Origin of the sequence: Sphingobacterium tenebrionis (assembly GCF_037126265.1) — a bacterium.
Classification (GTDB): Bacteria; Bacteroidota; Bacteroidia; order Sphingobacteriales; family Sphingobacteriaceae; genus Sphingobacterium; species Sphingobacterium tenebrionis.
The window spans coordinates 1-22,206 of sequence record NZ_JAYLLN010000048.1 but is presented as its reverse complement, the minus strand read 5'-3'; the positions used below and the strand labels follow the sequence as shown (position 1 = coordinate 22,206).

Genomic DNA, 22,206 nt, shown 5'->3' with positions numbered 1-22,206 from the left:
GCACTATACGATAGTCCGGTCAAACTGCAGAATGGTCAATGAACTAAGTTACTAAATGTCATCACCTTCCGATAAATTTAGTTCAAATTTTTAATTCTCAGGATGACAAAGTTCAAAGATTGCTTCGTCGTGCCTCCTCGCAATGACGGTATGAACTCCTCGCAATTACGAGGAAGTGGCATCCAAGGCCGAGAATCTTACTTCAACATCAACCCCACCGTAATATGAATACTCTGGTGTTGAAAATCCTTGTTAAAAATATTCTTAGTCAACTGCTGATACCCATAAGTCAACGCTGCTGTAAATTTCGTTCTGGAATACCCATCGTGCAAATAAAAGAAGCCCGCTTTAAAAAGCGCACCTTTATCATATGCAGGGCCAATGGCTGGTGCATATCCTGCATTAGCCATCAAACCGATCCTCGAAACATCATTAAAACTTCCGATCGGCAAGCGGCCATCTATAAATATCGGAAAGGTATTGAATTCATATTTATAAACTTTCTGATTCGCCTCATGTGGATCATTTGTCTGGTAATCTCCTTGAAATTTCTCGTTACCAATCCCCAATCCCACATAAGCTCTTTCATTGAAATTCTTTCCGAAAATAAAATGGAGGTGATATCCGTTGAATGCTCCTTTATAACCCTCATTGGCAAATCCTAAATTTGCCCCACCCTGGAAAATCGTATATCCAGAAGATTGTGCAAACGTAAAATGAACAAAGAAAAATAATAGGATAGTAAGAATTAAATGACGCATAAAAATATATTCTGTATTAATAAATTTGGTTTTACTTCAAGTTTGGTTTTAGTTCAAGATCTTAAAGATCAATTCCGACAACAGATCTCCGCTATTGGTCAATGGCCCTACATGCATACCCTTAGATTTCAGATCAAATTCCTTGATCAGATGGATAATCTCAAAAGTCTTTCTGCGATTAAAATTTCGCGCTGCCAGTTCATATTCCTTCACAAAGAAAGGATGAACTCCTAATGCCTTTGCTGCTGCTGCAGAGTTTTTTTCCGGAAGATAATGGTATTTCAATATTTTGGTAAAGTAGGTTCCCAATGTTCCGATCACCACCGGCATCGGGTTTGACTTCGGATTGGCCGCAAAATATTCCACGATCTGAAATGCTTTGAACGAATTCCGTTTTGCTAAGGCGGTATTCAGTTCAAAGGAATTGAAGTCCTTACTTATACCGATATTGCGTTCAATATCCGCTGCTCCAATCTCTCGATCTGCAGGAACATTCAGCATCAATTTCTCGATCTCATTTGCCACCTTAGAAAGATCGGTTCCCAAATATTCCGCCATCATGGCTGCAGCCTGTGGATGTATCTTTCGGTTAGCAGCAGTTAACTGTTCATTGATCCATCCCGCTACTTTATCATCATACAATTTGGCTGATTCCAAGACCACACCAGCTTTTTCAAAAAGCTTATACGCCTTCTTGCGCTTATCAAATTTGCTGTATTTATGGGCAAATACGAGCACAGTAGATGGGGTAGGTTGTTCCAGGTATTTCTGAAGCAATTCATCATCCTTCCATTTCAGGTTCTGTGCTTCCTTGACCACGATAACCTGATGATCACTCATCATCGGATAGCGCTTGGCCATGCTGATAATACTGCTGAAATCTGCATCCTTTCCATAGACCACCGTTTGGTCAAATCCTTTCTGGGCTTCATCCAGCACCTGATGTTCGATCGCATCCGAAATTAGGTCAATAAAATAAGGTTCCTCCCCATGCAGGAGGTAAACCGGACTTAATTTCTTTTTCTTGATATCGGATAAAATGGATTGGGTATTCATGCTTTACGAAAGTACGGATTTTGAGGCAATTTCCCAGATTTGGATTCGCTTGATATTTTCTTAATTTTGTAAATGTTTACACCGGTACCCTTAAATTTACCTACTTTTCCGGCGAAGATCAGCAAGAAAGCAGAACAGTATTTTATTTTTGACCAGTTGCGGAAAAAACACCTGGTATTGACGCCTGAAGAATGGGTGAGGCAACATTGGGTAAGCCATCTGCATCAGCAATACCGGTATCCCATGTCGCTAATGCATATCGAAGGCGGGTTGAAGCTGCATTCTTTGCAGAAAAGGCATGACCTGGTGATCTACAACCGATTGGGACAACGTATCCTTTTGGCAGAATTTAAAGCACCGACTGTCAAAATTACCGAAAACACCTTCCATCAAATCGCAAATTACAACTCCCAATACAAAATCCCCTTACTTTTAGTCAGTAATGGAATTGAGCATTATTATTGTAGCATAAATTTCGAAGATGGGAGTTATCATTTTCTGCAGGATTTGCCATCTTTTGAATAGGCAATCGTAAAAATTAAAATAAATATTATATTAGTAACATAATCTTTAGGAGAACAGATGGATATCAAAAAAGACGAATTCAGAAAATATGCGATCAAGCACCATAGAATAGGCTCACTACATGTCGATGGCTATATTTCTAGGTTACAGCAACAGATTCCAAGTAATTTAACACCATACATTATCGAGGAACGTCAGCTAAATGTGGCACAGATGGATGTGTTTTCACGTTTGATGATGGACCGTATCATCTTTTTAGGAGATGGAATCAACGACCAGGTAGCGAACATTGTTCAAGCTCAGTTGTTATTCTTACAATCGACTGATGCACAGCGTGATATTCAGATCTACATCAATTCTCCAGGTGGAAGTGTTTATGCGGGTTTGGGAATCTATGATACCATGCAATATATCAGCCCAGATGTAGCAACCATCTGTACCGGTATGGCAGCTTCCATGGGAGCGGTATTATTGGTCGCTGGAGCGAAAGGAAAACGTGCTGCTTTAAGGCATTCACGTGTGATGATTCACCAACCTTCGGGTGGTGCGCAAGGGGTGGCTTCTGATATGGAGATCAACCTTCGTGAAATGTTGAAATTGAAAGAAGAATTATATACGATCATTGCTGATCACTCTGGCCAGACTTACGAATGGGTAGAGAAGTCCTCTGACCGTGATTATTGGATGCGTGCCGAAGAAGCCAAAGCGTTTGGTATGATTGATGAGGTATTGCTTCCTAAAAAAGAAACAAAATAACAATGGGTAAATCGAACAATAGAGATATACATTGCTCATTTTGCGGCATCAGTAAGAATGAGGCGCAAATGCTTATTGCGGGTGATGGTGCGCATATCTGCGACAGATGTGTGCAACAGGCGGGTGAGATTTTGGCTGAAGAGCTTAAGCAACGCAAGAATAAATCTATTCAGACTGCTTTAAAACTAATACGTCCTATTGAAATCAAGGAGCACTTGGATCAATACGTTATTGGTCAGGATGATGCGAAGAAAGTGATTTCCGTAGCGGTGTATAACCATTACAAACGCTTGAACCAACGTGTGGAAACCGATGAGACGGAGATTGAAAAATCAAACTTGATCATTGTTGGAGAGACGGGTACCGGTAAGACCTTATTGGCAAAAACGGTGGCGAAGATCCTGAACGTTCCTTTCTGTATCGTGGATGCAACGGTATTGACCGAAGCTGGATATGTGGGAGAGGACGTGGAAAGTATTTTGACCCGTTTGTTACAAGCTGCCGATTACGATGTTGCAGCAGCGGAACGCGGCATCATCTACATTGACGAGATCGATAAGATTGCGCGTAAGAGCGATAATCCATCCATCACGAGAGATGTTTCGGGTGAAGGTGTTCAACAGGCATTATTGAAGATCTTGGAAGGAACGAATGTGAATGTACCACCTCAGGGCGGTCGTAAGCATCCGGACCAAAAAATGATTTCCGTAAATACCAGCAACATCTTGTTTATCTGTGGTGGTGCATTCGATGGCATCCAGAAAAAAATTGCCAACAGATTGCGTACGCAGACTGTAGGTTATAAAATGAAGGATGAAGATCAGGAAATCGATCTGAACAACCTGTATAAATACATCACGCCTCAAGATCTGAAGAACTTTGGATTGATTCCGGAGCTGATCGGACGTTTACCGGTGTTAACACACTTGAATCCTTTGGATAAAGAAACTTTATTGAATATATTGACCAAACCAAAGAACGCTTTGGTAAAGCAATATGTTAAATTGTTTGATTACGAAGGGGTAAAATTAAGTTTTGAACCTGAAGTATTCGACTTTATCGTGGAGAAGGCTTGGGAATTCAAATTAGGTGCCCGTGGTCTGCGCAGTATCTGCGAAGCCATTATGTTGGATGCCATGTTTGAAATACCATCCACGAAGGATGATATCGAAGACAACAGCTTACTGATTACGCTGGATTATGCGAAGAATAAATTTGCAAAAACAGATTTCAAGAAGCTTCAAGTTGCATAATATCTAAACCCTCGCCTGCCAGCGAGGGTTTTTTGTACCCAATCTATTTATTTAAATTAATTGAACATGACGAAGAAAATTAAAGAAGTAGACTCCCCGGTGACTCCGGGATTAAAGAGCAAAGAAGATATCGTAAATAATTGGTTGCCACGTTATACGGGAAGACCGTTGGATGAATTCGGGGAATATATCCTATTGACCAATTTCAGTAATTATGTGAAACTATTCTCGCAGATGCATGATGATGCACCGATCTTAGGTGAAGATAAACCCATGCTTTCCTGCACAGCGGAAGGGATCACGATTATCAATTTTGGGATGGGAAGTCCCATGGCTGCCACCATTATGGATCTTTTATCCGCTCTAAAACCTAAGGCAGTCCTATTTTTAGGAAAGACTGGAGGCCTGAAGAAAAAGATAGGGGTAGGAGAGTTGATCCTACCGATCGCGGCAATTCGCGGGGAAGGAACATCCAATGATTATTTTCCACCTGAAGTTCCGTCACTACCGGCCTTTGCTATGCAGAAAGCCATTTCAACAACTATCAGGGACCATTCTAGAGATTATTGGACCGGAACGGTTTATACCACCAACAGAAGGGTGTGGGAACATGATAAACAGTTCAAGAAATACCTGAAAACTATTCGAGCCATGGCGGTGGATATGGAGACTGCGACCATCTTTTCGGTTGGTTTTGCCAATAAGATACCTACCGGAGCCTTGCTATTGGTGTCAGACCAACCGATGGTTCCAGAGGGGGTAAAAACAGATGCTTCGGACGTAACGGTTACCAAATCTTATGTGGAAACCCACTTGAAGATCGGTATCGATGCGTTGAAACAGCTCATCAATAATGGCTTGACCGTGAAGCACCTGAAGTTCTAATTTCGGCGCTAGACCGCATGATTTCTAAAAATTGGCTACTTTTGTGCTAAACAAACAGAACAGAAACATCTATGTGGTATAATAATATCCTTGAAACCATTGGGAATACCCCTTTGGTCAAGCTCAATACGGTTACAAAAAAATTAAAGGGTACCATTCTAGCCAAAATCGAAACGACCAATCCTGGGAACTCGATCAAGGATAGAATGGCCTTAAAAATGATCGAGGACGCGGAAGCTTCCGGCCTTTTGAAACCTGGAGGAACGATCATCGAAGGGACCTCAGGAAATACAGGTATGGGATTGGCCATGGCCGCTGTTGTAAAGGGGTACCGCTGTATTTTTACCACCACTGATAAACAATCCAAAGAAAAGATAGATGCGCTCCGTGCCTTTGGTGCCGAAGTGATCGTATGTCCCACCAACGTTGATCCGGAGGATCCTCGTTCCTATTATTCGGTATCCAGTAGGTTGGAGAAGGAAGTTCCAAACGCTTGGAAAGCCAACCAGTACGATAACCTTTCGAATAGCAAAGCGCATTACGAACAGACAGGCCCTGAAATCTGGGAACAGACGGAAGGGAAGATCACGCACTTAGTAGTGGGCGTAGGCACGGGAGGAACCATCTCTGGAACGGCTAAATACCTGCGGGAAAAGAATCCGGATATCAAGGTCTGGGGGATCGATACGTTCGGTTCCGTATTTAAAAAATACAAAGAGACCGGGATCTTTGATAAAAATGAAATCTATCCCTATATCACCGAAGGGATAGGTGAGGACTTTTTACCTCAGAACGTAGATTTTAGTCAGATCGATCTTTTTGAGAAGGTTACGGATAAGGATGCTGCGCTGATGACAAGGGATCTTGCTCGTAAAGAGGGGATTTTCGCAGGAAACTCGGCAGGTGCTGCCGTGGCGGGTTTGTTACAATTGGGGGATTCGTTAAAAGAAGATGATGTGGTCGTGGTGATCTTCCATGATCATGGTTCTCGTTATATGGTTAAAATGTATAATGAGGATTGGTTGCGCGAGAGGGGCTTTCTGAAAGATGAAAAACTAACGGCAAAAACCATCTTGAAAAGACGTGGTCAACAGGACATTGTTACGGCAGATGTGAACCAATCGGTTCTGGAAACCTTCAACATCATGAAATCGTTGAACATCTCCCAAATACCACTTACCCAACAAGGTATGGTGATCGGGAAGGTGACGGAATCGGATATTCTCTCCGCACTTTTAGAAAATCCGACCTTAAAATCATCTCCGGTGGAAGGAATCTCTACCAAACCGTTTCCTTTTGTGGATATCAACGCTTCAATCGATAAGATTTCGAGCTTGATCAATAAGGATTCCCAAGCGGTTCTGGTGGAGGATGAGTTTGGGAAAATAAATATCATCACGCAATATGACGTGATAAACGTTATCTCTGAGGGTTAATTCTTTGTGATTTTGGTTATATTTATGATATCTACCGAAATCAAATGGAAAGAAACGATAAACTTAAGCGATTAGAATATTGGTTAAAGGCTAGAATCGGAAAGATTGCCTTCATAGATATAGAAGAAAAACGGGATAAACAATGGTACGGAAATGGTTATGGTGGATTTTATGTAGATCCTACGGCTGTTCCGGAGAATGCCATTGTTTATTCTTTTGGTATAGGAGAGGATATCTCCTTTGACCAAGCCATCATCGCCAAACACGATTGTGATGTGTATGGATTTGATCCAACACCAAAGTCCATAGCTTGGGTAAGCAATAATAAGGTACCGGAAAAGTTCCATTTCCATCCCTATGGTATCGGTGAAAAAACAGGAATAGTCACTTTTAATCTTCCGAAGAATAAGGAACATGTTTCAGGCTCGGTCTATGACCATAGCTTGGTGGATGAACTCAACCCTGTTGAGGTGCTTTTAAAGGAGTTTACGGAGATTGTAAAGGAAAAGGGGCATAGCAGAATTGATGTTCTTAAAATGGATATAGAGGGCTCAGAATATGCGGTAATGAAAGGGATATTGGAAAGTGGTATTCCAATTAAACAAATCTTGGTAGAAACCCATGAACGATTCTTTCCCAACGGAAAAGAAAAAGGGAAGGAGTTTTTTAGTTTGTTGAAATCGCATGGCTACCGAATTTTTGCTATCTCGGATACGTATCAGGAAATTTCGCTTATTAGTATTAAGTAGTTAATATTTAGTATTAAGACCTATGGCTTTTTATAGTATATAGTATTGAGTAGTTAGTAGTTAGACCTATGGGCGCTACTGGTATTGCGACATATGACGTGGCGATGTCTTATACGTCATTGCGAGGGCCACGTCATTGCGAGAGTCACGTCATTGCGAGGAACGAAGCAATCTTTACACTAATCGAAAGATTGCTTTGTCGTGCCTCCTCGCAATGACGGGAAAAGTTCGCAATGACGGAAAAAGTTCGCAATGACGTAAAATTTCTCACAATTCCACTAGCCGCCATAGGTCTAACTACTAAATACTAACTACTAAATACTGTTTCAATTGGATGTTTCAAGCCTACGGCTTAAAACATCCAATTGAAACTAGTGCGCCGAGAGGCTTTTCTTCTTTTCTTCATCAAAAGAAGCTTCCAACTCCGCTAATTTTTTCTTGCCATATGCCAATCTGGTAATCACCACAAACAACACCGGCACAATAAATATCGCCAAGAAAGTTGCTGCGGTCATCCCACCAAATACGGTCCATCCAATTGTCTGACGAGAAACAGCCCCTGCTCCAGTCGACAACATCAATGGAATAATACCCAAAATAAAGGCCAGTGATGTCATGATGATCGGTCTCAAACGAAGCTTAACGGCATCGATGGTTGCATCTAATAGATTCATACCAATATCCACTCTTTCCTTCGCAAATTCTACGATCAAAATCGCGTTCTTCGCGGCAAGACCAATAATCGTCACCAAACCAATCTGCGCATAGATATTGTTATCCAGGTTAGGTAATAATGTAAGGGCTAATATCGCTCCAAATACCCCTAACGGTACGGATAATAAGATGGAGAATGGTACCGACCAACTTTCATATAAGGACGCCAATAACAGGAATACGAATAGAATACATAGGGCGAAGATCTGAATAGTCTTACTACCTGATTGTTTTTCCTGCAAGGTCACACCAGAGAACTCATACGAATAACCATCCGATAAAGTCTCTGCAGCCACTTCTTCCAACGCTCTGATGGCATCCCCCGAAGAATATCCCGGTGCTGCCTCTCCCGAGATCGAAATCGAACGGAAGATGTTGAAGTGGTTGATAATGGAAGGATTGGTGGTCAACTCATAGCGAACCAGATTGCTTACCGGAACTGGTTGTCCCTGTACATTTTTCACATATAATTTATTGATATCCTCAATATGCATCCGATAGCTGGTATCTGCCTGTGTCACCACGCGGAAGTTACGTCCATATTTGGTAAAGTCATTCACATAACTCGAACCCAGGTAGGAGGAAATCGTACTGTAGATATTGGATACTGGTACACCCATTCTTTTCGCCATTTCACGATCAACATTGAGTTTGTAGTTCGGTGAATTACTGTTGAATAAGGTATAGGCCATTCCGATTTCAGGACGTTGGTTGGCCGCAGCCAAGAAACCACCTACAATACGTTCAAATTCTTTGATATCCACCGTCTGACGGTCTTGAATCTCCAGGGTAAAACCTCCGGATGAACCCAATCCTGGAATCGGAGGCGGCGTTGCAGCGATGACGGTTGCTTTCGAATAGCCACGATATTTGCCCATAATGGCACCCGTAATTTCCATAACTGTGCGCTGTCTTTCTTCCCAAGGTTTCAACGATACAAATAAGGATGCACCATTCGGTTTCGCGGCCCTGTTCAATAAGTTCATACCATTGATGGAAGTCACATATTGAATTTCCGGGAAATCCTTACGCAGGTCGTTTGTCAGCTCGGTCAGTACTTCTTCCGTACGGGCAGATGATGCTCCCTCCGGAAGGTTGACCCCCATGAAGAAAATACCGCCATCCTCGTTCGGGATAAAGCCGGATTTCTTGTTCATGAACATGAAGCCTGTTCCAATGAAAATACAGATCAAAATGATCAATACCAGAGGTGCTGCCTTAATCGCTTTTTTCACCCCTTTGGAATAACGGTAGGTCACTTTATCGAACCATACGTTGAATTTATAGAAGAACTTGTTCAATCCTTTCGCATCCTTTGTCGTAGCGGAAGGCCTCAACATGATGGAACATAGTGCCGGAGTAAGAGAAAGGGCGATAAATGCGGATAACATCACCGAAACGGCAATGGTGATGGCGAATTGTTGATAGAGCTGCCCGACCATCCCTGGAATAAATCCAACCGGAACGAATACGGCCGCAAGGATAAGCGCAATCGCAATAACCGGAGCGGTAATATCTTTCATAGCCCTTCGGGTCGCCTCCTTGGCATCCATCTGGTAATGGTCGATGTAATGCTGTACGGCTTCCACCACCACGATCGCATCATCCACCACAATACCGATGGCGAGGACGAAAGCCAACATGGTCAGGTTGTTCACAGAGAACCCAAATAGGGTAAAGAATATAAAGGTACCTACGATGGAAACCGGAATCGCCAATAATGGGATTAAAGTTGCTCTCCAACTTTGTAGGAAGAAGAATACCACCAAGGTTACCAAGATCATCGCCTCAATTAACGTATGGATTACGGAACTGATGGATGCATTGACCACGGAAACCGTTTCATAACCTACCACGTAATCCACGTCTGTAGGGAATGATTTTTTCAATTCTTCCAAAGCCAAGTAAATACCATCCGCTGTTTCCACGGCATTTCCACCTGGAGTTTGGGATATCATCATACCTGATGCGACCTGTCCATTTACTTTATTGGTAATACCGTAGTTGAACTGTCCCAATTCTACACGGGCTACATCTTTCAATAATACGATGGAACCATCCATATTGGTTTTTACCACGATGTTTTCGAATTGATCGACTTCTTCCAAGTCGGAGTCCATCACGATCGGGTATTCAAAAACCTGTGCATTTTCCTGCGGACGGGCACCGACAGATCCACCAGGCATCCTGGAGTTCTGCTCAGCAATCGCTGCGCTCACATCAGATGGAGACATGTTCAGGTTGGCCAATTTATTGGCATCCAACCACACACGCATCGCAAATGGCTGACCAAAAGCCTGCACATCACCCACTCCTTTGACACGCAATAAGGCATCTTTTAGGTAAAGGTTGACATAGTTGGCCAGGAAGTTCTGGTCGCGGGTTCCGTTCGGAGATACCAGGGATACCATCATCAAGATATCCGTATTCATCTTACGGGTGGTTACCCCTAAACGACGGACAGCCTCTGGAAGGACGGGTTCTGCAATACTCACCCTGTTCTGTACATCCAGCGTGGCGATATCAATATCTGTACCCACCTCAAAAGTCACGGTGATCCGGGACGATCCATCGGAAGTACTGTTGGAACTCATATAGATCATTCCGGGCGTACCATTGATCTGACTCTCAATTGGCGTGGTTACTGTTTTTTCTACGGTTTGGGCATCGGCACCCGTATAGATCGCCGAAACGGAAACCGTCGGCGGCGCGATGTTGGGATATTGACTGACCGGCAAGGTTGTGACCGAAATGATACCAATGATGGAAATCAATATCGATATGACTATGGCCGTGACCGGTCTCTTTATAAATACTTCTGAAATCATGCTTTTTTATATTTGGGATTCGGCATTTACTATTGTTTTGCTGGACCTGCTGCTGGTTGAGCTTGTTCTTCTTTGTTCACTACTTTGGCACCAGGTTTCAATGCGGTGATTCCATCGGTTACTACGCGCTCACCTGTTTGAAGTCCTTGCGAAATAACCACGCGATCGCCAAGTTTGTGGCCAAGGGTAACCGGTTTTAATTCCACGGTACTGCTATCTGTTACGGTATAGACACTGAATGTTCCCAATTGCTCGAAAATAGCACGGTAAGGGATCACCAATTGTTGTTCTGTAGAGGTACTAACCACATTTAAGGTCAGGTTCATACCTGCACGCAATGCATTGTTAGGGTTCTGGAAAGTGGCTCTCACTTTCAAGGTACCTGTTTGCGGATCTACGGCACGATCGATCGTAGAGATTCTTCCGGTTGAGGCATAAGTGCTGGCATCTGGCAAGGTCAGGTTGATCTCCGTTGAAGATTTACCCGATTGCAGGTTGGCGAATTCGGTGATCTCTTTCTCGTTGATCTGGAATTCAACAGCGATAGGATTGGTAGAACTGATGGTATTCAATAAAGTGGTACCTGCAGATACCAAGGCTCCTGAACGTACCTGGGAAATACCAACTGAACCAGAGAATGGCGCATAAATAGTAGATCTATTCAAGTTGGTTCTTGCAGCCGTAAGGGCAGCTTCAGCAGCTTGTACCTGTGCTTTTTGGTTATTTACATCGGTATATGCATAATCCAGGGTCTGTTTCGCGATCGCATCCTTGTCGGCCAAGGTTTGATAGCGTTGAAGATCTTTTTCTACACGTGCAAGATTTGCTCTGGCAATTTCCAAGGTCGCTTTCGCCTGATCAACCGTTGCTGAATAACGAACGCGATCTATTTCATATAATTTCTGACCTTTGCTTACATAAGCACCATCTGCCACATAGATATTGGTGATGTATCCTGAAACTTCTGCACGGATTTCTGTTTCCTGTAAAGGAACGACATTGGAAGGGTAGGAGCGTGTACCGGAAACAGTTTCCAGGTTCACCGTAGAAATGCTGACTGGGATAGCCTGTGCCTGCATTTGACCAGGACCTGCCTGTTTGGCTTTATCCTTATTGCCACATGAAGCCAGGATCAATCCAGAGCTTAATAATATTGCTGCTAATATGCGATTCGTGTTCATAACGTTAAATTTCTATGTAAGGGTTGTGCTGATTAATTGTTGATGTCTACGGTTCCCAATGCTTTTTGAATATCCAGTTTGCTGGCCAACACCGCATAGAGGGAATTCAAATAGTTCAGTTGACTCGTTTTAAGGTCTGTTTCTGCAGTCATGAGCTCCAAGTAGGTTTTCAGTCCGGCATCGTATTGTAGTTTAATGGTGTTGTACACTTCTTCGGAAAGATCCATGTTGTCCTTCGCGTTTCGCCATTCGATGGTATTGGCGCGGTAAGAAGCCATGGCTGCCGAGTATTGGGCACCAATCTGGTTTTCAAGGTTCTCCAGATCCATTTCCAATCGGGTTTCCTGCAATTCGGATTTCCTGATCTCCTGTACGCGTTTGGTTCCTTGGAAAATTGGAATGGATAGGGTCAAACCCACAGAAGATTGGGGGAAGTTATTTCCATAAAGATCAGCGAAAGCATTATTACGGTAGTTAAGACCATAATTTGCAAAAGCACTTAGCCTAGGAAGGTAATTCCATTTTTGGTATTGGGTATTCAATTTTTGGATATCCTGTAGGTTCTTCAATTGTCGGTATTCTACCCGATTTGCAATCTGCACCAATTCTGAAGTATCCAATAGGACATTGGCTTCCATGTCCTGACCTACAAAAGATAGGTTAAGACCATCTGTAGGATTTAATCCCAGTAAGGTTTTTAGGTAATCATATTTATATTTCCTGATTTCCAAGGCCGATTTCAGTTGGGCATTGGCATTGTTCAAGGAAATCTGCGCACGTTTATAGTCAATCTTGTCCACCAAACCGGTTTCATACCTGGCATTGGCATCCGTATATTGTCTTTGGATACGCGCTATATTTTCGTTGATGATATTGATCTGTTCCTCGCTGGTCAGAATATCATAATAAGCCTTGGAAACATCGACAACGGTATTGATCTTGGTGTTTTCCAGGTTTAGGGTATTCTGTTGTCTGATGAATTGCGCAGCCTTTGATGCTTGGAACAATCCAGGGTTGATGATTGCCTGGTCAGCTTGAAAAGTTAGGGAAGAGGTGTTTTTCTGCCCCATGGCAATATTCTGCCCGTTGATATAAGCTGTTGGCAATTGAATGAAATGGGATAGATTTCCATTGGCATTGATCTGTGGAAACCATCCTGATAATGCGGAAGCGATTTCGCGTTCTGCGATCTCCTGATCGATTTTGGCTTGTTTAACCTCAATCTTGTTGGATAGGGCAAAGTTGATGAGCTCGTCTAATGTCGCATTGCTGGAAAGGTTCCTGTTGTCTTGTGCCATGGCCGACCCCAAGGAAACTGCCGCAATGGATGCGTAAATGAATAAGTCCTTAAAATTGAATTTCATATATATTATTTTTTAACCCCGTTCCAGATAATGTCGACCAATTGGTCCAATTGAGATTCCTCAATCTTTGTTTTTTCGTATAAGCTGCTTCTAACTAGTGAAATAGCTGGTCCTAGATAGGCAGCTAGTAGGATACGAACATGTAGGTCCTTTAAATGCTTTTCCTCCAGTCCTTGTTCTAAAAAATGGAAGATTTTATTCCGTTCGCATTTATGTTGAAAAACGTTCTTACGGATATCTTCGTAAAATGGGGAACCATAGAATTGTTCCATAAAACTGAAGAGGTCTGCATGGTCCTGATAGAATAGCACCACGTTTTTCCATACTGCCCGAAAGCGTTGATCGTATGGGAGGTTATCCTGTTCTTCGAGGAAGATGTGTTTATTGATGATTTCCTTGCAATACCAATACAGCTCAATGATAAGATCATCCTTTGAAGGGAAGTAGTGGTAGATGGAACCCACAGCAACTTCGGCCTCTTTAGCGATCTTGCTCATGGGCGATCCGTGGAAGCCTCCAGCGTTGACTAGCTGTAGGGTACTCCGAAAGATCTGTTCTTTTTTTTCTGTCAATTGAATGTTCATTCGGTTGCAAAGGTAAGGAAAGATCTTTAGCAGTTGTGTCAAATATTCGTTATAAAATGGGGCTTGGGAGTGTTTTTTGGGAGGGATGAGTTTTTAGAAGAGTGGCTTGATGGAGATGGGTTTTTAAAGGGATGACATGGTTCGATGAAAAAAATAGTTGCAATGTTAACAAATTGTTAATTTTTAAGATTACTATTGACAGGTGTAGTAAATACACTTACCTTTGTTCTATCATAATTTAGGTTTATAATTGGTTATTAAAGGTTTTCATTCTCCCCGTTTGAAAACCTTTTTCTTTTGGTATAAACTTGTATAAATTCGTATGGGTTGGAGTATTTTGATATTTCCATTTCATTGCCGTTTCCACTGTCATTTTCCTTCCCACTATCATTATTCTTTCCACCGTCATTGCGAGGAACGAAGCAATCTTAAAGAATGTCATGTTGAGCGGAGTCGAAACATCTGTTCGTTTGTATCCGTATAGATCCTTCGACGCAGCTCAGGATGACAAAGGTTAAAGATTGCTTCGTCGTGCCTCCTCGCAATGACGAAAATATGCCTCCTCGCAATGACGCAAAATTTTCCTCCTCGCAATGACGGAAAGATTACCTTCCGCCTTAAGCTTACCTACAATCCTTCAGCATCTGAATAACTTCTTCCTGCGTAAAATGCGTTGTGCTATTTCCAAAATACGTCGTGATATAAGTCAGCACATATGCCACATCAATATTCGTTAAACTAGGAACCCCCGGCATGGCCTGGTTAAATTTTTCCCCATTGACCACGATCTCCCCAGCCATCCCGTTCTTTACAATACACGCCAGTTTATCCCTATTTTCTTCTAAAAACTTCTGATCGGTTAGCGGTGGATATAACTTACCCAATCCCTCGCCTTTGGCGCCATGGCAGTTTTGGCAATGTTGAACATATAGTTTCTGCCCAATCGTAGCATATTGCATGGTCTGAACACTCAATTTATTATTACAGGAGAACAATAAATTAAGCGCTAAAATCAAGGTCAATATACCTGTGAGGTATTTATAGATCATATTATCTACCTGTATTCATTTAGGATCACGTCCAGATCTTCCAATAACTTGGTTACCTGTTCATCATTTGTCCCATCATATGCTCCACGAAGTCTGCGTTCAGGATCAATGATCACCAAATATCCCGAATGGTCATAGCCTCCAGGTACACTGGCATCTTCCTTGGTATACACCAGATATTTCTCCGAAATACCATAAATATCTGCCTTGGATCCCATTACGAATTGCCATTGATCATTATCAATCCCTAATTTGTTCGCATAATCCTTTAATACATGGGGTTGATCGTATTTAAAATCAATACTATGGGACAAGAAAGCAATTTTTGGGTTGTTCTTATATTTTTCATAAGCCTTCAGCAGGTTTCGTTGCATGGTAGGGCAGATGCTTGGACAGTGGGTAAAAAAGAAGTTGGCCACATAGATCTTATCCTTGAAAAAATCCTGCGTGATATAAGCGCTATCCTGATTCAAAAACTTAAAATCCGGAATGGTCGGGTAGATGGAATCAATGACTTCCTTGCCATCAACCATTTTTTTCTCTACTGTAGCTTCACCTAAAATAGGCAACTTTCTTTCAGTATTATCGCAAGATTGGAATAAGAGCCCAGCAAACAAAGTGAAGGAGGCTAATCCAACTATTTTTTTCATGATTATCTATTAAATGGTGCCAAAGTTGTTTTTGATAAGGCAGCAGCATCCTCAAATTGCTTTTTCATTTCAACTACTCTATCCAACATTTTTTGTTGATAAGCCTGGTCTTCATTCACTGGATCATAATCCTTCATCCAAGTCATCATATTATCCGTTGCTGCTTCCAGATCACTTTTTAGTTTCACCAATTCGCTGCGGCTGTTCGTGGTATCCAATGCGGTATTGGCCGCTTTGATCTTGTCCAGATTCGTCAAGATCGAATCGATGATCACCGTGTTCTTATCAAAGGTTGAAATTTGAGGCATGATCTCATCATGGATCTCTATGGCTTGCTGCGAGATCTTTTGGTCTTCCGTTTCTTTTGCAGCTTGATTATTCCCACAAGAGCTCAATAAAGCTGGGATGGCGACACTAAGTACTAACAGTTTTTTCATTTTAATAAAGTTTTGATTGTTTGTTTTCCACCTCTTCCGAAGTGCTTAATTTATTGTAGGTCTCAAAATCAAAATCGAGATCCCGGATATAGATTTCATTGTGGGCTACGGCGCACAAGGTCCCTTTTTTATCGAATACCTGGGTCTGGAAAGTTTTCACCACCTTACCCTCATGTTTGATGGTATGCAAGGCTTCTTTTAGTACTTCCTCTTTCAGACGAAAGGATACCAAGAGATCCATTCTGCCGGGTTTGATGTAATCAATATGTGCCGTCTTCAACCAGGCTACCGTCCTGAGGATTCCCTGATGTTTGAAATATTGATCCAAGAGGATGGGATAGAAAGGGTCAATGGCCGAAAAGATGGTTCCTCCAAAAATAGTCCGATTGGAATTCATGTTCAATAAGGACTTATTAATCCTGACATCAGCCCCCAGGAAACTATCTAGAATGCTGATGACCCAAATCCGTTGAAAAAAGAATGGTGGATATAAGCGCAAGCCCCATTTCAAAGTGTTTGGAGAAACTCTCATGCCGGTAAAAATACGGCTAATTTCCAATATTCTATCGGTAACTGTTGTAATAAAAAAGGAACTGTATTAAATTAACGTCATATTTCTGAAAAATGACTAACCATCAAACTTCAAAGAACATCTGGATACTGGTGTTCGTAGCAGCTTTAGGCTATTTTGTGGATATCTATGACCTGATTATTTTTTCCATCGTTCGAATAAAATCCTTTACAGATATTGGGGTACCCATAGCCAATATGCGAACTGAAGGCGAGTTTGTGCTCAATATGCAGATGGGAGGTCTATTGATCGGAGGAATTATATGGGGGATACTTGGCGATAAATATGGTCGATTGAAGGTCCTCTTCGGTTCAATCCTTTTGTATTCCATGGCAAATATTGCAAACGGATTTGTACAGGATGTAACAAGTTATGCCATAATCCGATTTATTGCTGGCATTGGCTTGGCTGGGGAGCTGGGGGCTGGGATAACGCTGGTAAGTGAAACCATGGATCGCAAAAACCGAGGTTACGGAACAATGATTGTAGCAGGTGTGGGGGTTCTGGGGGCTATTCTGGCTTATTTTATATCGGAATGGTTCAGTTGGCGGACAGCCTATTTTGTTGGTGGAGGAATGGGGCTCCTGCTTCTTCTGCTTAGAGTAGGTGTTTTCGAATCCGGCATGTTTGCTTCCATGGAAAAAACAGGGGTTCAAAAGGGCAGAATCATGATGCTCTTTGAAAATAAAGAAAGATTCTGGCGGTATTTGTACTGCCTTTGTATCGGTCTGCCCATTTGGTTTGTGGTAGGTGTATTGGTTACCCAAGCGCCAGAAATCGGCCAAGCCTTACAGGCTGAAACGGTGCTGAGTGCCGGAAAGGGAGTGATGTTTACTTATATAGGGATATCATTAGGTGATTTTCTGGCTGGTGTTTTGGCTCAAATCTTCAAATCCAGGAAGAAAGTGGTCTTGGTGTATCAATTGTTGATCCTCTTATTTTCCTGTATATACCTCACCAGAAAAGGCATCACAGAAACTGAATTCCTGTGGTTGGCTTTTTTGATGGGCTTGGGAGTTGGATATTGGGCAACCTTCATCACCATTGCTGCAGAGCAGTTTGGGACCAATATCCGTGCTACCGTTACAACTACAGTACCAAATTTTGTGAGAGGTGCATTAATTCCTTCTACGATAGTGTATGGGCTATTGGTAAGTTATGTAGGGATATTATGGGCAGCCATTATCATGCTTGTGCTATTGACCGGAACAGCCATTTTTGCCTTAAGTAAATTAAAGGAAAGCTTTGATAGGGATTTAAATTTTATAGAAGAATAGCTTAATTCTGAATGAAAGGAGGCTATGTAGATATGAACGCGCAATTAATCAACCCGGCCTGGACACTTTTTACAGCGTTTTCCTTTTTTATACTTTTTGCAACATTTTTTGAATACCACATCCCCATTATCTGAGAATGGAGAAAGCCCTTTTTTATCCTCAAAAGGCATATTATCCAATATTTGCAACCTGATCATCGACTCGAACATGTTGCAAATATAGGTAATTTAGATTGATTAAAAATAACTAACCAATTCTTTTACGTAATTCTTTTGCAATATCATTGGTGAAGGTTTGGATAACCAGCGGGTCATCCACATTGTTCCTGATTACCAGGTCACATTCCTCCTTATGGGGAAGCAGGTATTCATTATAGGATGGTACAACATGGTTGATCCATTTGTACATCACATCTTCCTCATCATAACCACGCTCTACCAAATCCCGCTTAAGTCTTCTGCGAAGAGCAATGGGTTCATCAGCATCCAGGAAAATTCGATAATCCAATAATTGATTGATCTCTTCGTAATGAAAGATAAATAAACCTTCTACCACGAGGATATGGGCAGGTTTGATTTCCAACATCTTTGGCTTCAGGTCGGGATTATTGAAAGTATATTCTTCCTTAAAAACTGTCCTGCCTTCAAATAGATCACTGATATGTTTATAAAAAGTTGCTCTATCGATAGAAGTTGGAAGATCGAAATTATATAATCTGTTTTCTTCTTTTGTTTTTGTATTGGCAGGGATATAATAATCGTCCTGAGAAATTAAAGTGATCTCATCCTCAGAAAAATGATCCAGAAAACTTTTTAGGAAAAATGTTTTTCCAGAACCACTACTCCCTGCTATTCCTATGACATAGGGTTTGTCTATTTCGCTCATTCGTTCTTGTAAACTAATTTATGGGGGCACCATAGGTGATCTCGATCAGAAAGCGTTTGTCAAAGGCCCCAATATTGGAAGCAGCTGACTTGGAAAGGATGACTATGGCATCTTGACTTTCTGCGGTATCGGAGAATTTTCCTACAACCTTGGCAAAGGTAATACTTTTTGTCAATGGGTTGGTAATTTTTAGGATGGTGCCAACCGGTGCAGAACGATGCAAGGCAAGGTTGTTTTTGCCGCCAGATTCCAAGTTTTCCATCCATACGGCAATACCCTTTTCTTTTTTCTCCATAATTCCATACCTATTGGCTTCAAAAGCGATCTCTTCCTTGGATTGCTCGGGAACAGGTAATCTTGCCGTAGTAGATTCTACCGTTGGTTTCGGATCTGTAACAGCGCCATCGGGAATTTTCAGGGTTTGACCCGGTTGTAAGGTGTCCGAAGAAAGACCATTCAACCTTTTGATGTTATCTACCGTGGTGGCAAATCTCCGTGCAATGGAATAAAGGGTTTCATTATCACCAACCTTATAGGCCGTAAGGATTTTAGCCGTTGCGGTATTTTCAGGCTGACCTAGGCCAACCACTTCCTGCGGCTTATTATTATCAGTAGTAGGAGCAATGAGAGCATTGGTCGATGGAATATTTACCGTATCTCCAACCCGCAAGTTTTTCTTGTTATTGGCATTCATGATATCCTGAACAGGAATACCATAGGTTCTGCTCAATTGATAATACGTGTCTTTGGAGGAAATTTGATGCACGATAAAAGTACGACCGTTAATAATCGTAGTTTTCTGGCTTTTCTCTGAAGTTTGGGCATAGGAAACCGCTACAGTTCCCATTAAAATACAAGTAGTAAATATAGTAAGTGTCTTTTGGAAAGACTTTTTAATCATTCTTTTATTCATCATTTTTGCAATTATACTAAATAAGAGACAATTTCTCGCTTATTAAAGGTCATAAAGAAGACCTGTCTTTCTAATTGAAAGTAGGGTTGAGGAATCATTTTGTTCATATTGTTTAATATGACTTGTTTATCCAGCAAACGGTTTAAATCGCTAATCGCTAAAATCAGGTCAAAGCCTGATGCTGTTTTTTGGTGGTAACACCAAAGATAAATCTGTCCGCATTTACTGAGCCATAATGGGCCAGTGCTATCCTCATTTTTTAGGAATTGAGGAATAGGGGAATAGGTGATGGGATATTGGATTTTATTGAGACAGATTTCAAACTTATGCTCTAAAGCAGGACTGTATTTCCCGCTGTGGATATTAATGGCGATGGTTTCACCGGAGGAGATGGAACGATGTCTGGCATGCACAAAGCCACAATATACATCCAACAAAATAAATTCATAAGAAGTAAATACCACCTCATTTCTTTCGATATTGATGATCTTGATTCCTTCTTGGATGGGGGTATGCTCGCCAATTCTTTTTAAAATCAATTGTCCATCCTGCACAGAATCTAGGGTCCATTCCTTACCGTCCGCCTGACAGGGCGACATCAAACAGTTGCCTGATAGATCAAATGCATGGAAAGAAGCTTCTGACGTATCCATATTACGTGTTTCCACAGAGATAATAGGCTGGATAGAGTCAAGCTCGATTTTCCAGATATTCGATGGCAGGGCTTTCTCGAAAACTTTATTTATCGTATATTTAGTCATCCGAGTCGAATTTGATTTCGGTAAAAAAGACTACGTTTATGAACAAATTTACAAAATACATTTTAGGAATTCTCGTACTATGTATCTTGAATGTCTTTTCAAGCTCCGCACAAAGTGTGTATTCCGTTCAGATCAAAGAAGATATCGGTCCTAACTCCTGGCGGACATTAAAAAACGCCATTAGGGAAGCTAAAAAATCAGATGTTGATTATCTTTTTTTAGAATTAAATACATTTGGTGGAGCCTTAAACTTCGCAGATTCTATGCGCTCTAATTTATTGAACGAAAATAAGTTCAAATCTATTGTGTTTGTTCATCATAATGCAGCCTCAGCGGGCGCATTGATTTCATTAGCAGCAGATTATATTTATATGAGTCCCGGTGGAAGTATCGGTGCTGCTTCGGTAGTCAACCAAAGTGGTGAGGTCCTGCCTGAAAAATATCAATCGTATATGCGTGGTTTGATGCGCGCAACGGCAGAAGCGAAAGGCCGTGACCCAAAGGTTGCTGAAGCTTTTGTGGATCCTTCTATTTCCATTCCGGAATTAAAAGAAGACGGAAAACTGCTGACCTTGACAACGGCGGAAGCTGTTAAGATTGGATTGGCAAAGAAAGAGGCGAAAAGCGATGTAGATATATTTTCCGATCTGGGTATCATTAAACCGGCAGTACAACATCATACCTTGACCTGGGTAGATCATCTGATCGCCTTTCTGATCAATCCTCTGGTTAGTGGAATATTGATCATCGGAATCATCGCAGGTATTTATTTTGAAATGCAGACCCCAGGAATCGGATTTGCCCTTTTGGTGGCTATTGTTTGTGGAGCCTTGTTTTTCGCGCCTTTATACCTACAAGGATTGGCAGATCATTGGGAAATAGCCATTTTTATCCTTGGTGTGATTTTGATAGCTTTGGAAATCTTTGTGATTCCAGGATTTGGTGTGGCAGGGATTGCAGGGATTATTTTGATGTTATGTGGTTTGGCTTTCTCGATGGTAGCCAATGATTATTTAGATTTTAAACTTACTCAACCTGGATTATTAATGAATTCATTTATTATTGTGGTTGGTGCGATGGTTTTGGCTATTGTACTGATGGTTATTTTTGGCAAGAATTTATTGGAATCTTCTACCTTTAAGAAATTGGTGTTGGAAGATGAACAACGAGCTGAAAGTGGATATACCTCTTCGGTAACCAAGACGAATATGATCGATAAGGTTGGAGTAGCAAAGACCGTTTTGCGACCTGCTGGAAAGATTGAGATTGATAATGTGTGGTATGATGCCGTGGCACTTGATGGTTTTATTGATGCTGGAGATGAGATCTATGTGGAGAAGCACGAGAATTATAATCTTTTTGTGAGAAGGACTTCGGAGAGAAAAGGATAAGCTGGTCATTGAGACCCCCGGTCTTCGCGACCCACCCCCGTCATTGCGAGGAACGAAGCAATCTTTGAACTTGTCATCCTGAGAATTAAAAATTTGAACTAAATTTATCGGAAGGTGATGACATTTAGTAACTTAGTTCATTGACCATTCTGCAGTTTGACCGGACTATCGTATAGTGCA

21 protein-coding genes are annotated in these 22,206 nt (G+C 41.6%); 8 read left to right on the top strand and 13 right to left on the bottom strand.

What is annotated here, in order from left to right; genetic code table 11:
- Positions 1-197: 197 nt before the first annotated feature.
- Together VJ786_RS15090 and holA are read right to left on the bottom strand one after the other, a co-directional pair.
- Positions 198-761 (bottom strand): hypothetical protein, encoded by a 564-nt coding sequence (locus VJ786_RS15090; protein WP_336557985.1) that lies wholly within the window; start codon positions 759-761, stop codon positions 198-200.
- A gap of 48 nt (positions 762-809) precedes the next feature.
- Positions 810-1,817, bottom strand: a complete 1,008-nt coding sequence (gene holA / locus VJ786_RS15085; RefSeq protein WP_336557984.1) for a DNA polymerase III subunit delta — start codon at positions 1,815-1,817, stop codon at positions 810-812.
- A 72-nt stretch (positions 1,818-1,889) separates the two neighbouring features.
- On the opposite strand from holA, the gene VJ786_RS15080 reads away from it, so the two are divergent.
- From VJ786_RS15080 to VJ786_RS15055, 6 genes are all read left to right on the top strand, one after another.
- Complete coding sequence (locus VJ786_RS15080) at positions 1,890-2,342, top strand: type I restriction enzyme HsdR N-terminal domain-containing protein (RefSeq protein ID WP_099367606.1); 453 nt, start codon at positions 1,890-1,892, stop codon at positions 2,340-2,342.
- Positions 2,343-2,399: 57 nt separating this feature from the next.
- Positions 2,400-3,098: an ATP-dependent Clp endopeptidase proteolytic subunit ClpP gene (gene clpP / locus VJ786_RS15075; RefSeq protein WP_099367607.1), complete on the top strand. Its 699-nt coding sequence runs from the start codon at positions 2,400-2,402 to the stop codon at positions 3,096-3,098.
- Positions 3,099-3,100: 2 nt separating this feature from the next.
- Positions 3,101-4,351: an ATP-dependent Clp protease ATP-binding subunit ClpX gene (gene clpX / locus VJ786_RS15070; protein WP_099367608.1), complete on the top strand. Its 1,251-nt coding sequence runs from the start codon at positions 3,101-3,103 to the stop codon at positions 4,349-4,351.
- 66 nt (positions 4,352-4,417) lie between these two features.
- Entirely contained in the window at positions 4,418-5,236 is an 819-nt protein-coding gene (locus tag VJ786_RS15065) for an AMP nucleosidase (protein WP_099367609.1), read from the top strand.
- A 71-nt stretch (positions 5,237-5,307) separates the two neighbouring features.
- On the top strand, positions 5,308-6,672 hold the full coding sequence (locus VJ786_RS15060; protein ID WP_336557983.1) for a pyridoxal-phosphate dependent enzyme: 1,365 nt from the start codon (positions 5,308-5,310) through the stop codon (positions 6,670-6,672).
- Between the two features lie 44 nt (positions 6,673-6,716).
- On the top strand, positions 6,717-7,421 hold the full coding sequence (locus tag VJ786_RS15055; RefSeq protein WP_099367611.1) for an FkbM family methyltransferase: 705 nt from the start codon (positions 6,717-6,719) through the stop codon (positions 7,419-7,421).
- Positions 7,422-7,792: 371 nt separating this feature from the next.
- Here VJ786_RS15055 and VJ786_RS15050 read toward each other — a convergent pair whose 3' ends face one another.
- The 8 genes from VJ786_RS15050 to VJ786_RS15015 form a co-directional block, all read right to left on the bottom strand.
- Positions 7,793-10,963 (bottom strand): efflux RND transporter permease subunit, encoded by a 3,171-nt coding sequence (locus VJ786_RS15050; protein ID WP_336557982.1) that lies wholly within the window; start codon positions 10,961-10,963, stop codon positions 7,793-7,795.
- Between the two features lie 29 nt (positions 10,964-10,992).
- On the bottom strand, positions 10,993-12,144 hold the full coding sequence (locus VJ786_RS15045; protein WP_099367613.1) for an efflux RND transporter periplasmic adaptor subunit: 1,152 nt from the start codon (positions 12,142-12,144) through the stop codon (positions 10,993-10,995).
- A gap of 32 nt (positions 12,145-12,176) precedes the next feature.
- The gene (locus VJ786_RS15040; RefSeq protein ID WP_099367614.1) at positions 12,177-13,508 is read right to left on the bottom strand and encodes a TolC family protein; all 1,332 of its coding nucleotides are present in this window, start codon (positions 13,506-13,508) and stop codon (positions 12,177-12,179) included.
- 5 nt (positions 13,509-13,513) lie between these two features.
- Positions 13,514-14,092 carry a TetR/AcrR family transcriptional regulator gene (locus tag VJ786_RS15035; protein ID WP_099367615.1) on the bottom strand — a complete coding sequence of 193 codons (579 nt, stop codon included), beginning with the start codon at positions 14,090-14,092 and terminating at the stop codon, positions 13,514-13,516.
- Between the two features lie 623 nt (positions 14,093-14,715).
- Positions 14,716-15,141: a c-type cytochrome gene (locus VJ786_RS15030; protein WP_099366565.1), complete on the bottom strand. Its 426-nt coding sequence runs from the start codon at positions 15,139-15,141 to the stop codon at positions 14,716-14,718.
- 5 nt (positions 15,142-15,146) lie between these two features.
- On the bottom strand, positions 15,147-15,791 hold the full coding sequence (locus VJ786_RS15025) for an SCO family protein (protein WP_099366566.1): 645 nt from the start codon (positions 15,789-15,791) through the stop codon (positions 15,147-15,149).
- 2 nt (positions 15,792-15,793) lie between these two features.
- On the bottom strand, positions 15,794-16,228 hold the full coding sequence (locus VJ786_RS15020) for a transposase (protein ID WP_099366567.1): 435 nt from the start codon (positions 16,226-16,228) through the stop codon (positions 15,794-15,796).
- A gap of 1 nt (position 16,229) precedes the next feature.
- Positions 16,230-16,760 carry a DUF4442 domain-containing protein gene (locus VJ786_RS15015; RefSeq protein ID WP_099366568.1) on the bottom strand — a complete coding sequence of 177 codons (531 nt, stop codon included), beginning with the start codon at positions 16,758-16,760 and terminating at the stop codon, positions 16,230-16,232.
- Positions 16,761-16,852: 92 nt separating this feature from the next.
- Here VJ786_RS15015 and VJ786_RS15010 point away from each other — a divergent pair, with 92 nt between their 5' ends.
- Entirely contained in the window at positions 16,853-18,076 is a 1,224-nt protein-coding gene (locus VJ786_RS15010) for an MFS transporter (RefSeq protein ID WP_099366569.1), read from the top strand.
- 246 nt (positions 18,077-18,322) lie between these two features.
- Here the strand turns inward: VJ786_RS15010 and VJ786_RS15005 are convergent, their stop codons facing one another.
- From VJ786_RS15005 to VJ786_RS14995, 3 genes are read right to left on the bottom strand one after another with little or no spacing between them, the layout of a single operon-like run.
- Complete coding sequence (locus tag VJ786_RS15005) at positions 18,323-18,961, bottom strand: uridine kinase family protein (RefSeq protein WP_099366570.1); 639 nt, start codon at positions 18,959-18,961, stop codon at positions 18,323-18,325.
- A gap of 13 nt (positions 18,962-18,974) precedes the next feature.
- Entirely contained in the window at positions 18,975-19,862 is an 888-nt protein-coding gene (locus VJ786_RS15000) for a LysM peptidoglycan-binding domain-containing protein (protein WP_180268465.1), read from the bottom strand.
- A 23-nt stretch (positions 19,863-19,885) separates the two neighbouring features.
- Positions 19,886-20,635 carry a DUF4905 domain-containing protein gene (locus VJ786_RS14995; RefSeq protein ID WP_099366572.1) on the bottom strand — a complete coding sequence of 250 codons (750 nt, stop codon included), beginning with the start codon at positions 20,633-20,635 and terminating at the stop codon, positions 19,886-19,888.
- Positions 20,636-20,673: 38 nt separating this feature from the next.
- Between VJ786_RS14995 and VJ786_RS14990 the strand changes: the two genes are divergently transcribed.
- Positions 20,674-22,026, top strand: coding sequence for an NfeD family protein (locus tag VJ786_RS14990; protein WP_099366573.1), 1,353 nt, complete (start codon positions 20,674-20,676; stop codon positions 22,024-22,026).
- Positions 22,027-22,206: the final 180 nt, after the last annotated feature.

Bases quoted from the DNA above. Each gene is read 5' to 3' on its own strand.
- VJ786_RS15015 (WP_099366568.1), bottom strand. From the start codon at position 16,760: ATGAGAGTTTCTCCAAACACTTTGAAATGGGGCTTGCGCTTATATCCA.
- VJ786_RS15030 (WP_099366565.1), bottom strand. From the start codon at position 15,141: ATGATCTATAAATACCTCACAGGTATATTGACCTTGATTTTAGCGCTT.
- VJ786_RS14995 (WP_099366572.1), bottom strand. From the start codon at position 20,635: ATGACTAAATATACGATAAATAAAGTTTTCGAGAAAGCCCTGCCATCG.
- VJ786_RS15020 (WP_099366567.1), bottom strand. From the start codon at position 16,228: ATGAAAAAACTGTTAGTACTTAGTGTCGCCATCCCAGCTTTATTGAGC.
- VJ786_RS15005 (WP_099366570.1), bottom strand. From the start codon at position 18,961: ATGAGCGAAATAGACAAACCCTATGTCATAGGAATAGCAGGGAGTAGT.
- VJ786_RS15035 (WP_099367615.1), bottom strand. From the start codon at position 14,092: ATGAACATTCAATTGACAGAAAAAAAAGAACAGATCTTTCGGAGTACC.
- clpX (WP_099367608.1), top strand. From the start codon at position 3,101: ATGGGTAAATCGAACAATAGAGATATACATTGCTCATTTTGCGGCATC.
- VJ786_RS15010 (WP_099366569.1), top strand. From the start codon at position 16,853: ATGACTAACCATCAAACTTCAAAGAACATCTGGATACTGGTGTTCGTA.
- VJ786_RS15080 (WP_099367606.1), top strand. From the start codon at position 1,890: ATGTTTACACCGGTACCCTTAAATTTACCTACTTTTCCGGCGAAGATC.
- VJ786_RS15025 (WP_099366566.1), bottom strand. From the start codon at position 15,791: ATGAAAAAAATAGTTGGATTAGCCTCCTTCACTTTGTTTGCTGGGCTC.
- VJ786_RS15055 (WP_099367611.1), top strand. From the start codon at position 6,717: ATGGAAAGAAACGATAAACTTAAGCGATTAGAATATTGGTTAAAGGCT.
- VJ786_RS15045 (WP_099367613.1), bottom strand. From the start codon at position 12,144: ATGAACACGAATCGCATATTAGCAGCAATATTATTAAGCTCTGGATTG.
- VJ786_RS15090 (WP_336557985.1), bottom strand. From the start codon at position 761: ATGCGTCATTTAATTCTTACTATCCTATTATTTTTCTTTGTTCATTTT.
- VJ786_RS14990 (WP_099366573.1), top strand. From the start codon at position 20,674: ATGAACAAATTTACAAAATACATTTTAGGAATTCTCGTACTATGTATC.
- VJ786_RS15065 (WP_099367609.1), top strand. From the start codon at position 4,418: ATGACGAAGAAAATTAAAGAAGTAGACTCCCCGGTGACTCCGGGATTA.
- VJ786_RS15060 (WP_336557983.1), top strand. From the start codon at position 5,308: ATGTGGTATAATAATATCCTTGAAACCATTGGGAATACCCCTTTGGTC.
- holA (WP_336557984.1), bottom strand. From the start codon at position 1,817: ATGAATACCCAATCCATTTTATCCGATATCAAGAAAAAGAAATTAAGT.
- clpP (WP_099367607.1), top strand. From the start codon at position 2,400: ATGGATATCAAAAAAGACGAATTCAGAAAATATGCGATCAAGCACCAT.
- VJ786_RS15000 (WP_180268465.1), bottom strand. From the start codon at position 19,862: ATGATTAAAAAGTCTTTCCAAAAGACACTTACTATATTTACTACTTGT.
- VJ786_RS15050 (WP_336557982.1), bottom strand. From the start codon at position 10,963: ATGATTTCAGAAGTATTTATAAAGAGACCGGTCACGGCCATAGTCATA.
- VJ786_RS15040 (WP_099367614.1), bottom strand. From the start codon at position 13,508: ATGAAATTCAATTTTAAGGACTTATTCATTTACGCATCCATTGCGGCA.